The sequence below is a fragment of the Chryseobacterium camelliae genome (assembly GCF_002770595.1).
GTDB classification, from domain to species: Bacteria; Bacteroidota; Bacteroidia; order Flavobacteriales; family Weeksellaceae; genus Chryseobacterium; species Chryseobacterium camelliae.
Window position 1 is genome coordinate 2,634,625 of the sequence record NZ_CP022986.1, and the last position, 12,143, is coordinate 2,646,767.

Below are 12,143 nucleotides of genomic sequence, written 5' to 3' on the forward strand. Positions count from 1 at the left end.
CTTACCAGTTTGCTACAATATCGTTAAATATCTTATTAATAATTCTCTCTGTAACCAGCTTTACCTGAGAAGTTTCTATATCACTCTGCGAGAGGTTGTTATTGAATACCGCTTCATCGGAATAGGTCCTGTCAAAACTGAGTTCCGGATGCAGCTTATTTTCATAATGAACTTTTACGGTAATGGTCAGTTTATTCTGGGATTCATTGATGACCCCTCCGGTATTGGTTGATGTGGTCGTGGAGCTGATCGTGGTAGGTGTAATGGAATAATCCGTAATCTCTCCTTCCACCAGGATGTCCGGGTTTTCCTTGGTTCCTTTCAGCGTTGTCCTCTGCAAAAACCGGTTCTGAATATCCGTTGAAAACTGCTGCGATAAGGTTGGATTGACCAAAGCGGCATTATTCGGAAATTCATTGATCTGGATCGTCTTTTCATCCGTAAGAGAGGATCCGGTAAAGCTGTAACAGGAATGAAGCATTCCCATGCAGAATACCAGCAGGAAAGAGATCCTGAGGTACCGGGTACCCTGTTTTTTATTAATATTCATTTTTTAGTCCTATTTCTGTTATCTCGTCGTGCTGGATCTGCTGCAAGGCATCTTCAATAGCCATATAATTGCTGGTATATAAAAAAGGAATGGTTAAAAATATCCCGATCCCGCATAGAAGAATACCAAGTTGTCCCAGTATGCTTGTGACAATCACCAGTAAAAAGATGGATAATAAATTATTTTTGGTCATTGTAGTAGACATTTTCCATGCTGTTTTAACATCTTTCACCCCGGCAATTGAAATCAGTCCCGGCATATAGAATGCCTTCAATGCTACGATAACAAACACTACCATAATAATCAGCATATACGGGATCATGATCGCCGCAAAAACAGGGGAAGGCTCACCATCCGCAGCCCCCGCAATAAATCCAACCAGCATCATAGGGAGATAAATAAGGATTATTCCGGCGAATACAATCAGCTGCAATATGAAATACGGCACAAAATCGCCGAAATCAAAAATATCTCCCGGGGCAGAAGGCTCCCCTTTCCTTAATTTATGCATATAGCGGTATAAATTCCCCATTCCCAAAATCCCGCAGAAAGGGATAATATTCATAATAAAGCAAAAGAAATAGGCCAGCAGGATGTTCCCAAAATTGTTTTTATAAAATTCAAATCCTCCGTTCAGGTACTTGCTGAAATCGAAATTAACCGGTTTTACGTTAAGTTGCATCATAATTTAGTCTTCTAAGTTATATTGTTTTATTTTTCTGTATAATGTCCTTTGGGAAATCCCGAGTTCGTCGGCAGCTTTGTTCCTGCGTCCTTTATGTTTTTCCAGCGCCTTGATAATCAGGTCTTTTTCATTATTCTGCAGCGAAAGAGATTCCGGCCTGTTTTCTTCCACTTCAATGTCCTCGATGTCTTCATAGCTGCTGTCCGGGTTCGAAATGATCGTAGGCGTCTGGATATTGTCCCGGTCTTCAAAATACAGCAGGGAATTTGACTGGGCAGGCTGCTGCTGGCTCTCCGAAGGCGTATAAATCCTGTTGATCAGGCTTTTCTCATGGCTGCTCAGATCCGTTCCTTTATTTTTGATCAGCTCTGAAGTTAGGGACTTCAGATCATTGATATCGTTCCGCATATCGAAAAGGATTTTATACATAATTTCCCTTTCGCTGCCGAAGTCATTCTGTTTTGTATTATTCGGTGTATTAACGACCATGGGCAGGTGGGATTCCATAGGAATATATTCCGCCAGTTTTTCTGCCGTTACCTTCCGGTTGCGCTCTACCACGGTCATCTGCTCCACCAGGTTTCTCAGCTGGCGTACGTTTCCGGGAAAGGTATAGCTTTCAATATAATGAACACCGCTCGGCTCCAGTTCAAGCTCGGGCATCCTGTATTTTTCGGCAAAGTCTATGGCGAATTTCCTGAACAGCAGATGGATATCGCCTTTTCTTTCGCGTAAAGGAGGCATATCGATCTGTACCGTATTCAGACGGTAGTACAGGTCCTCCCGGAACCTGCTGTCCTGAATAGCCTTCATCATGTTCACATTGGTGGCTGCCACGATCCTTACATTCGTTTTCTGGACCTGTGATGAACCTACTTTCATAAATTCCCCGCTTTCCAAAACCCGTAGAAGGCGTACCTGGGTCTGTAAAGGCAGCTCTCCTACCTCATCCAGAAAGATGGTTCCGCCGTCTGCCACTTCAAAATACCCTTTCCGGGTAGCCGTAGCTCCTGTAAAGGCACCTTTTTCGTGACCGAATAATTCGGAATCAATGGTTCCCTCCGGAATTGCCCCGCAGTTCACCACAATGTATGGCTGATGTTTTCTCCTGGATTCTGAATGAATGATTTTAGGGATAAATTCTTTTCCCACACCGCTTTCCCCGATAACCAGAACGGAAATATCCGTAGGCGCTACCTGGATGGCTTTTTCCAGAGCCCGGTTAAGAGCCGGGAAATTCCCGATGATCCCGAAACGGTTTTTTATATTCTGAAGTTCTGCTGACATGTTTAATTAAGGTTTAATTGCCGGTCTTGCGACCAAAGTTAATTCAAGTTATTGAACGGTCTCCCCTAAAAGCGTGCCCTGTGTATTGTCGAAGACAAAAACGTTCACAATGTCACCTATCTTCTGTCCTTCTAGTTTATCGAATACACAAACGGCATTCTGGGAATTCCTTCCCTTCCACTGGTTCTCATTCTTCTTTGAAGTTCCTTCAATAAGTACCTGATGTGTCTTTCCTACATACGACTTCATCCTGTTCCTGGAAAGTTCGCCCTGCAAAGCAATCACTTCTGCCAGACGCCTCTGCTTGATGTCTGCAGGGATATTATCTTCCATTTTCTTATGGGCAGGCGTTCCGGGACGTTCCGAATAGGCAAACATATATCCGTAATCGTATTCCACTTCCTTCATCAGGCTCAATGTATCCTGGTGGTCTTCTTCGGTTTCATTGCAGAACCCTACGATCATATCCTGAGAGAATGCGATGTCCGGAACAATCTCCTTTGCTTTTCTGATCAGCTCCAGGTATTCTTCACGCGTGTGCTGGCGGTTCATGGCCAGAAGCATATTGTTGCTTCCGCTCTGTACCGGAAGGTGCACATATTTGCAGATATTCTCATGTTTGGCGATCATCCTGAATACGTCAAGGCTCATATCCTGAGGGTTTGAAGTAGAAAAACGGATCCTCATTTCCGGTACTGCTAAAGCCACCATGTCCAGCAGCTGGGCAAAATTAACAGCAGTAAGCTTCTGCATTTCCGAAGCTTTGGCGAAGTCCTTTTTCGGCCCTCCTCCATACCACAGATAAGAGTCTACGTTCTGCCCCAAAAGGGTAATTTCTTTATAGCCGCTGTCACGTAAGCTTTTACATTCTTCGATGATAGAGTGCGGGTCGCGGCTTCTTTCGCGCCCCCTCGTGAAAGGCACCACGCAGAAGGTACACATATTATCGCATCCCCTGGTAATGGTAACATAGGCAGTAACACCGTTGCCACCCAGACGCACAGGATTGATGCCTGCATAGGTTTCCTCTTTGGAAAGGATTACGTTGATGGCATCCCTGCCGTCTTCGGTTTCTTTCAGAAGGTTTGGCAGATCCCGGTAAGCATCAGGGCCTACCACAAGGTCTACCAGCTGTTCCTCTTCAAGGAATTTGGTTTTCAACCTTTCTGCCATGCATCCTAAAACCCCTACCGTCATATTCGGCCGCTCCTTTTTAAGGTTTTTAAACTGGGAAAGCCTCATCCTTACGGTCTGCTCCGCTTTTTCACGGATAGAGCATGTATTCAGAAGGATAAGGTCTGCCTCCTCCACTTTCAGGGTAGTATTATATCCCTGTTCATTAAGGATAGAAGCCACAATCTCAGAATCTGAAAAATTCATCTGGCAGCCATAGCTTTCCAGAAAAAGTTTCTTGGAGTTGCCGGATCTTTCTGCAATGGCAAACGCTTCTCCCTGTTTGGTTTCGTCTATATATTTTTCCTGCACGTTCGTATATTTAAAGTTCTGCCTTCCTGAAATTCAGCTCATTTCCGTTCTGGCAAAACAGTTGAGTTTGCAAAGATACAAAATATTGTGACAGAATGGCAGGATTATATTTCATAGAAATTGCTGAAAAATTTATTACAGATCGGTAGCAATGGAAGTGAGGTTCATCTTTATTTTCACTTGAGAGGCTACTGGTTTTCCGTTGCAGCTGGCGGGCATCCAGTTCTTTTTGATCCTGCGCATAATGTATTTCATATCGTCAAAAAAAACCTGGCTGTTGGCAACCTGTGGAGAGCCTTCGATACCGGTTACTTTCCCGTCTTCGTCTATAGTCAGCGTAAAAGTAAAATCTCCGTTAAGAACATAAAAATCCGTATTCAGGTACACGTACATATTTTTTCTCAGCATTTCTTTGTATGCCGGGATTCCGCCCTCAATATCGGCCGCTTTGAAATCGTTGCAGTTTCTGACGGCCACCTGGAAGAACGGCTCCTTAATATCTATCTTCAGAATATTTTTATTGTTGCTGCTTTCGTTCATAAAGGTATCATCCCTGTCTTCAACATCATATTGTGCCAAGCAGAAATTTGCCATTAAAAGCCCGAAGAACAAGATTACCATTTTCATAATCAAGATTGTTTTGTCTGTAACAAATTTAAATTTTTCCTCAAGTTGGAAAAAGAAAAACTTCATAGATCATATGAAGTTTCCTTTATGTTGACTCCAATACTCAGTTCGCTGCAACATTTACTTTTCTGCCTGTCTCCCTAAGCAGTAATGAAATGAAAATAGCGAGTACAATCCCTGCAATCCAGAACAGAACCGAATGCTGAAAATGTATATTTCCGGGTTCTATTCCGAGACTCTTCCCAAACCATCTGCTGAATACAGGATTAAGCAGCGTCGTTACGCCGAAAGTAATAAAATTAATAGCTCCCGTAGCACTTCCCTTTACATAATCAGGGTTTGCTTCCTTGATGACGGAATATGGGATCATTGCCGCTCCTGAGCCAATCCCGAGGATAAACATGCTAAACTTAGCCGGATACAGGTCCGGCAGGTAAGCCAGCTGAAGCAGGCTCAGGATCATCAGGATGGCTCCTCCAGCAAGAACAGGTTTCCTAAGGCCAATTTTATCTGTAATAAAGCCCAGCAACGGACAGCCGAACACCCAGCCGAACGCTACCATAGCACTCGTCATCGCGGCATCGGAAAATTCAAATCCCTTATCTTTCTGGAAAAATGCGACTGCCCAGGTCATGGCAAAAATAGTAGTGGGCGCAAACAGCAGCCCGGAAATGATTCCGCACAGCCATGACTGGGGGTTCCTGAAGACGATCTTATAGGGTTCCAGTAAACCCAAAGCCTTTTCTTCCTGATCATTTTCCTTCGTTTCGCGGGGAATTACAAAAAACAGCACAATGGCTGTGATAAGGGTAATAATCCCGGACCAAAGCCAGAAGGTGTTGATGTTCATCCCTTCCTTAATCCATGGTCCAACAACAAACTGTCCGGCAGTTCCGCCAAGCATGCCGATACACTGGGTTACCCCGATGGCGGTTGCAAGGGATTTTGAAGAAAAACCTTTGCTCGCCAGGTACACACAGCCGGGAAATGCAAAAGCACATCCTGCACCCTGCAAGAGCCGGCCTGTAATTCCAGCCGCCTGACTGGACAGCAGAAACAGCAGGCATCCTATTCCCAGAATGAAGGTACCGGCAAATACGGAACGCTTACCGCCGAATTTATCCAGGGCAATCCCCGCAATAAGGCTGCACGTGGAATAGGTATAATAATAGGTCCCGACCATACTGATCAGTTTCAGCTCCGTTGTATTGAAGTTACTGACCAGTTCAGGGATCATTACGGCCGGCGCAGACCTGATGACATAGTCAAGGAAATAGAAAACAAACCCGAAAACCCAGGCAATGACATAATACTTCTTCAGGGATTCGCTAATCATAACAGGTCTTTAATGTGCTTGTAATTGCTCTTCACGGTATCCATTACCTCATCCATCTTTCCGCCGAGCATCAGCTGTGCCATGGATTTCGTCATTCCTAATACCTGGTTCATTTCAATTTTCGGCGGCAGTGCAAGTGCATTAGGGTTTGTGAATATATTGAGCAGGTAAGGCCCTGTATGACTGAGGCATTCTTTAATGGCCTGCTCCACTTCTTCAGGATTGCGTACGTTTTTACCGGGATATCCCATAGCCTGAGCAATCATGGCGAAATCAGGATTGATCATATCCGTTTCATTATCGGGCATTCCTCCCACTTCCATTTCCAGCTTTACCATTCCTAAAGCCCTGTTGTTGAACACAATCAGCTTTACCGGTAGCCTGTACTGAAGGATGGTGGCCATATCGCCCAACAACATGGATAATCCTCCGTCACCACACATGGCAATCACCTGCTTTCCCGGATAGGCTAGGGAGGCTCCTATTGCCATCGGCATTGCATTGGCCATGGAACCATGATTGAATGATCCTAACATTTTCCGTTCTCCGGTTCCGCTGATGAACCTTGCGCCCCAGACGCAGCACATTCCGGTATCTACCGTAAAAATAGCATCCTTTTCGGCAATCCGGTCCAGCAGGTAAGTTACGTATTCCGGCTGAATGGCATCTTTAGCACCTGGATCTTTCACATAGGTCATCTGGTTTTCCTTTACTTTTTCATAGAATTCCAGTTGCTGGTTAAGGAAATTTGTGTCCGTTTTTTCTTTTAAGAGAGGCAACAGGGCTCTCAGGGTTTCTTTGATATCACCGGACAGCCCGAGTTCAAGTTTTGCTCTCCGCCCCAGTCTTTCAGCACTTTCATCAATCTGAACGATCTTATTTTTAACCGGCATGAATTTTTTATACGGGAAATCGGTTCCCAGCAAGACTACCAGATCTGCTTCATGCATCGCATGATAGGCCGAAGGAAGGCCTAAAAGGCCTGTAAGGCCCACCTCATTGGGATTATTCGGCTGTATGGCCATTTTCCCCCTGAATGAGTAGCCTACCGGAGCCTTCAGGTATTTAGATAGCTGAATGACTTCACTCGCAGCATTTTCAGCACCGATTCCACAGAAGAGGGTTACTTTCTTATTTTCATTGATCATGTCTGCCAAGCGATGCAACTCTTCATCGGAAGGGCGGATCACCGGATTCGTCCTGAATATCTGGGAAGAAGTGATGGATTCCTCAGCTTCCAGCTCGGAAACGTCTCCCGGCAGCCCGATCACAGCAACTCCTTTTTTGGAGATGGCATGCTGGATGGCAGTCTGTACGGTGCGTTCCACCTGCTCCGGCCTGGTAATCATCTGGTTGTAATAGCTGCAGTCATCAAAAAGCTTAATGGTATTGGTTTCCTGGAAGTAATCCATTCCCATTTCATCACTCTGGATGGTGGAAGCGATGACCAGCATCGGAAGATGGGAACGGTGGGCCTCATAGACGCCGTTGATCAGGTGAACGTGCCCTGGTCCGCAACTTCCTGCACAAACGGCAAAGCCATCAAGTTCAGCTTCGGCAGCAGCTGCATAGGCACCGGCTTCTTCATGCCTCACATGAATCCATTCGATACTGCTTTTCTTAACAGCAATATTCAGATGGTTCAGGCTGTCGCCGGTTACTGCATAGATTCTTTTTACCTGGGCATTTTCGAGCATTTCAACGATCTGCTCAGCTATGTTTTTAGCCATAATTGATATTCTTTTGGTGTTATTATTTATTTTTTGGTCTTTGACTTTAAGGAAGATGGAATACGGAAGGACAGAAAAAATGTGACCTAACCCAAATTTAGTCAAAAAATAAGGAACCGCAGCCGTTGTTCCTGATAAAATATTCTTAAAAAACAAAAGCCCCGCAAGGGTGCGGAGCTTCTATACATTGTTATATAATTTGTCTGAATGATCTTACAATACTTCGATCTGATTTTTCAGCAAGTCTTCAAATTCATCACGCTTACGGATCAGGTGTGCCTTACCGTCAAGAAATAAAACTTCCGCTGGCTTCAGCCTTGAATTGAAATTGGAACTCATTTCAAAACCATAGGCTCCTGCATTGTTGAATGCCAGGATATCGCCTTCCCTTACTTCGTTCAGCTTCCTGTCCCAGGCAAAAGTATCAGTCTCACAGATGTTCCCTACTACAGTATAAATCCTTTCAGCACCTTTAGGGTTGGAAAGGTTTTCAATAACATGGTAAGAATCGTAGAACATAGGACGGATCAGGTGATTGAATCCTGAGTTCACACCCACGAAAACAGTAGCTGTCGTTTGCTTGATCACATTAGCCTTTACCAGAAGGTAACCGCTTTTACCTACCAGGAATTTTCCCGGCTCAAACCATAACTCGAATTTCCTTCCCGTTGTCTTGGAATAGTCTGCAATTACTTTTTCAACTTTTTTACCTAATGTCTTCACATCAGTTTCCTCTTCAGTGCTCTGATAAGGGATTTTAAATCCGCTTCCCATGTCCAGGTATTTCAGGTTCGGGAAGTTTTCCGCAAGTTCAAGCATAATGTCCAACGCCTGCAAAAATACTTCAGGATCCTTGATCTCACTTCCGGTATGCATATGCAGCCCTTCCACATTCAGATTTGTGGTCTTCATCACCCTTTCGATATGCCTCAGCTGGTGGATGGAGATCCCGAACTTGCTGTCTATATGCCCGGTGGAAATTTTATAGTTCCCGCCTGCAAAAATATGCGGATTGATCCTTACGAAGATAGGATACGTATTCCCGTATTTGTTCCCGAACTGCTCGAGGATGGACATATTATCGATATTGATATGCACGCCTTGCTGCATCGCCTCTTCAATCTCTGCCAGGTCTACACAGTTGGGGGTAAACAGTATTTTTTCCTTCGGAAAACCTGCTTTCAGCCCAAGTTTAACTTCATTGATGGATACACAGTCCAGGGATGCCCCCAGGCTTTTGACGTATTTAAGGATATTGATATTGGTTAAAGCCTTCGCTGCATAGAAGAACTTCGTGTGTTTTAAAAAAGAAGAGGTAAGTTTCTCATATTGAGTTTTAATAGATTCGGCATCATAAACATACACCGGTGTGCCATATTCATTGGCAATCTGTAACAAATCTGTTGCATTCATAATTGGGTAAGTAACTTCTTTTTGTTATTAAGGAAGTGCAAATGTAAGGAATAGCTGTCTATTTCGGTAACGGTAGTGTCTCAAAATCACCGCGGAGTAGTGCAAGCTGTAATTCATTGTTGAGCTCCGGAGTCTGCAGAGGAAGGTCGATTTTCAGTTTGGACAGCTTACTCATAGTCTGGATCTGCGTAAAAAGATCGTAAAAGCCATAAGAAACTATTTTGCCGTCCTCAATGATCAGAAAAAGTTTTTCTCCCAGCCTTCTGCCCGCACCCAGCCATAATTCGCTGCGTTTTCTGAAATCTATCCTGTTCCGGAGTGCATCCACATCCCTGAACGTCTCATGTGAGCTGATGAACTGGACGGCTTTTGCCCCTTGCGTAAAGGATTTGAACTTCAGGATCGGCCGCTCTGTTTTATTGAGCTTGTTTTTCTCCACAACATAGGCATCATTCCTGTAATAAAGCCCGAAGGGAAGATGTTCCCTTCTTTTAATATTCCGCGAATTCAGGATCAGCTTAGCGATGATATCCGTTCCTGTTACCTCATAATTGATCTGCTGCACCTGAGACTGTATCTCCTCCCATCTTTTGGACTTGGAGTTGAATATTTTTTTGGAGAACCTGTTGATATTCTGTACATGATCTGAAAATATAATGTCCCCGGTTCCGCTCTGGAAGTAGACGAAACCTTTTTCATTCGGCAGGTCCTGGGTCAGTATCTTGATTTTATTGACATAGCTTTTGGCATTGGTTTCTTCGTACTGCTTGCTGATAATCTCATTTTCGGTGTCCTTCAGAATCAGGAGCCTGAAGAGCTCCAGGGTAGCCCTTGCGTCACCATCAGCCCTGTGGTGGCTGACCAGGGGAATACCGAGTGATTTGACCAGTTTCCCCAAGGAATAGCTGACCTCATCAGGAATCAGTTTTTTAGCGAGAGGGATGGTATCTAAAGTATTGATTTCGAAATTGTATCCCAGGCTTTGGAAAGACTGGCGCAGCATCCTGTAATCAAATTCGATGTTATGACCGACCAGGGTGGTGTTCTGAGTAATTTCAATGACCCTCTTGGCAATTTCATGAAATTTGGGCGCGGTTTTAACCATTTTAGGCGTAATGCCGGTGAGCCTTTGTACAAAAGGGGTAATATCACTTTCAGGATTAACCAGGGAAATAAACTGGTCTACAATCTTTTGTCCGTCATACCGGTAGATTGCAATGTCAATAATGCATTCTTTCCTGTAACCTGCACCATTACTTTCTATGTCTATAATCGAATACATTCTGTGTTCTCTCTTTACTGCTGCTTATCTTGATCCCGTCTGACCCTTATAAGGACCATGGAAAATCTGCTAAAATAAAAAAATTATGTTAAAAAAAGCCAACACGACTTATATTGTAACATGAGCCTGCAAAATCTAATCCAAAATTTCAGCTGTAATACCACATAAACCATAAAAACAATAATTCTTCTTTCTGCCGGCTTACCTCCGTTTGCGGCCCAGTCCGAGCATGCCTAAAATTGCTTTGGTCCCTTCCCGCATCAGCGTACTAGTGAATGTTTTTCCGGCTTTGCTCTGCAGGATCTGCTCAAACATTCCCGGCTCTTCTTTGGCAGGCTTTGTTTTCTGGTCTGGTGCAGCATTTTGTACGGCTGTTTCCATTCTGTTCACCAAGATTTCATAAGCGGATTCGCGATTGATCACCTGCTCATATTTAGCCACCAAAGCAGACCTGGAAGTCAGCTCCGAGATTTCAGCATCGTCCAGCACATCCATCCTGGATTCGGGAGAGATCAGGTAAGTATGGACCAGCGGAGTTGGAATTCCTTTCTCATCCAGTGCTGTAACAAAGGCTTCCCCGATCCCAAGGTTCTGAATTAATGTGGACGCATCATAAAATGTTGTCGTCGGGTAATTTTCCACCGCTTTGGAAATTTCTTTTTTGTCTTTCGCGGTAAATCCCCGTAATGCATGCTGTATCTTAAGCCCCAGCTGAGACAGTATGGCTTCAGGCACATCGCCGGGAATCTGGGTGATGAAATATATACCCACTCCTTTTGACCGGATGAGTTTAACCATCGTTTCAATCTGGGAGACCAAAGCTTTGGATGATTCATCGAATATCAGATGGGCCTCGTCTATAAAGAGGACCAGCTTGGGCTTTCCGCTGTCTCCTTCTTCAGGAAAAGTCATGTAGATCTCGGCAAAAAGCGAGAGCATAAAAGTCGAAAAAAGCTGCGGCTTACTCTGGATATCGGCCACCCTGAGTATATTCACGACTCCTTTACCATCCCTCGTCTGTAAAAGATCATGAACATCAAAGCTCAGCTCACCGAAAAATTTTGCCGCTCCCTGTTGTTCCAGCGCAACGATAGACCTCAGGATGGCACCCAGGGACGATGAAGCGATAGAACCATAATTGGCAGCGAGCTCTGCTTTTCCCTGTGCATTGTCCGTCACATACTGCAATACTTTTTTAAGATCATCGAGATCGATAAGCGGCAGCCCTTTATCATCACAGTATTTGAAAACGATCGACATAATGCTTTGCTGGGTATCATTCAGCTGCAGGATCTTGCTGAGCAGTACCGGCCCGAATTCTGTAATGGTCGCGCGCAGCTTCACTCCCCTTTCGCCTGAAATCGTCATCAGTTCTGCCGGAAAAGCCTGTGGCCGGTAAGGAAGCTGGGTCCGTGCATATCGTTCTTCGATGGCAGGATTCATTGTCCCGGCCTCTGCGATCCCTGAAAAGTCTCCTTTGATATCCAGCACCAGTGAAGGAATCCCGGCGTGCGACAGCTGTTCTGCAAATACCTGTAAGGTCTTTGTTTTTCCTGTCCCGGTTGCCCCTGCAATAAGGCCGTGACGGTTAATGGTCTTTAAGGGTATGGTTACATTAACCTCCGGAACGACTTCACCATCCAGCATGCCTTTTCCTAATATAATATGTTCCCCTTTGGGAGTATATCTTGCATTAAGTTCTTCAATGAATTGTGTTTTAGGCGTCATGATTGTTTTTTTAATTTCTA

General features: G+C 44.5%; 10 protein-coding genes. All 10 read right to left on the reverse strand.

All coding sequences use genetic code 11. From position 1 onward, the window contains the following. Position 1 precedes the first annotated feature (1 nt). On the reverse strand, positions 2 to 550 hold the full coding sequence (gene lptE / locus CGB83_RS12095; protein WP_100076013.1) for an LPS assembly lipoprotein LptE: 549 nt from the start codon (positions 548 to 550) through the stop codon (positions 2 to 4). After that, positions 540 to 1,235 carry a DUF7847 domain-containing protein gene (locus CGB83_RS12100; RefSeq protein WP_157761414.1) on the reverse strand — a complete coding sequence of 232 codons (696 nt, stop codon included), beginning with the start codon at positions 1,233 to 1,235 and terminating at the stop codon, positions 540 to 542. Before CGB83_RS12100 ends, lptE begins: the two co-directional genes overlap by 11 nt. Before the next feature lie 3 nt (positions 1,236 to 1,238). Beyond that, positions 1,239 to 2,522 (reverse strand): sigma-54 interaction domain-containing protein, encoded by a 1,284-nt coding sequence (locus tag CGB83_RS12105; RefSeq protein ID WP_100076015.1) that lies wholly within the window; start codon positions 2,520 to 2,522, stop codon positions 1,239 to 1,241. A gap of 48 nt (positions 2,523 to 2,570) precedes the next feature. Continuing rightward, on the reverse strand, positions 2,571 to 4,007 hold the full coding sequence (miaB, locus tag CGB83_RS12110; RefSeq protein ID WP_100076016.1) for a tRNA (N6-isopentenyl adenosine(37)-C2)-methylthiotransferase MiaB: 1,437 nt from the start codon (positions 4,005 to 4,007) through the stop codon (positions 2,571 to 2,573). A gap of 135 nt (positions 4,008 to 4,142) precedes the next feature. Next, entirely contained in the window at positions 4,143 to 4,634 is a 492-nt protein-coding gene (locus tag CGB83_RS12115; protein ID WP_100077582.1) for a hypothetical protein, read from the reverse strand. 103 nt (positions 4,635 to 4,737) lie between these two features. Next, positions 4,738 to 5,970 carry an MFS transporter gene (locus CGB83_RS12120; RefSeq protein ID WP_100076017.1) on the reverse strand — a complete coding sequence of 411 codons (1,233 nt, stop codon included), beginning with the start codon at positions 5,968 to 5,970 and terminating at the stop codon, positions 4,738 to 4,740. Then, a complete protein-coding gene (locus tag CGB83_RS12125) occupies positions 5,967 to 7,700 on the reverse strand; it encodes a thiamine pyrophosphate-dependent enzyme (RefSeq protein WP_100077583.1) in 1,734 nt (577 codons plus the stop codon). Before CGB83_RS12125 ends, CGB83_RS12120 begins: the two co-directional genes overlap by 4 nt. 213 nt (positions 7,701 to 7,913) lie before the next feature. Beyond that, complete coding sequence (gene lysA / locus CGB83_RS12130; protein WP_172954699.1) at positions 7,914 to 9,113, reverse strand: diaminopimelate decarboxylase; 1,200 nt, start codon at positions 9,111 to 9,113, stop codon at positions 7,914 to 7,916. 58 nt (positions 9,114 to 9,171) lie between these two features. After that, entirely contained in the window at positions 9,172 to 10,395 is a 1,224-nt protein-coding gene (locus CGB83_RS12135; protein ID WP_100076019.1) for a 3'-5' exonuclease, read from the reverse strand. Between the two features lie 201 nt (positions 10,396 to 10,596). After that, a complete protein-coding gene (locus CGB83_RS12140) occupies positions 10,597 to 12,123 on the reverse strand; it encodes a helicase HerA-like domain-containing protein (protein WP_100076020.1) in 1,527 nt (508 codons plus the stop codon). Positions 12,124 to 12,143 lie beyond the last annotated feature (20 nt).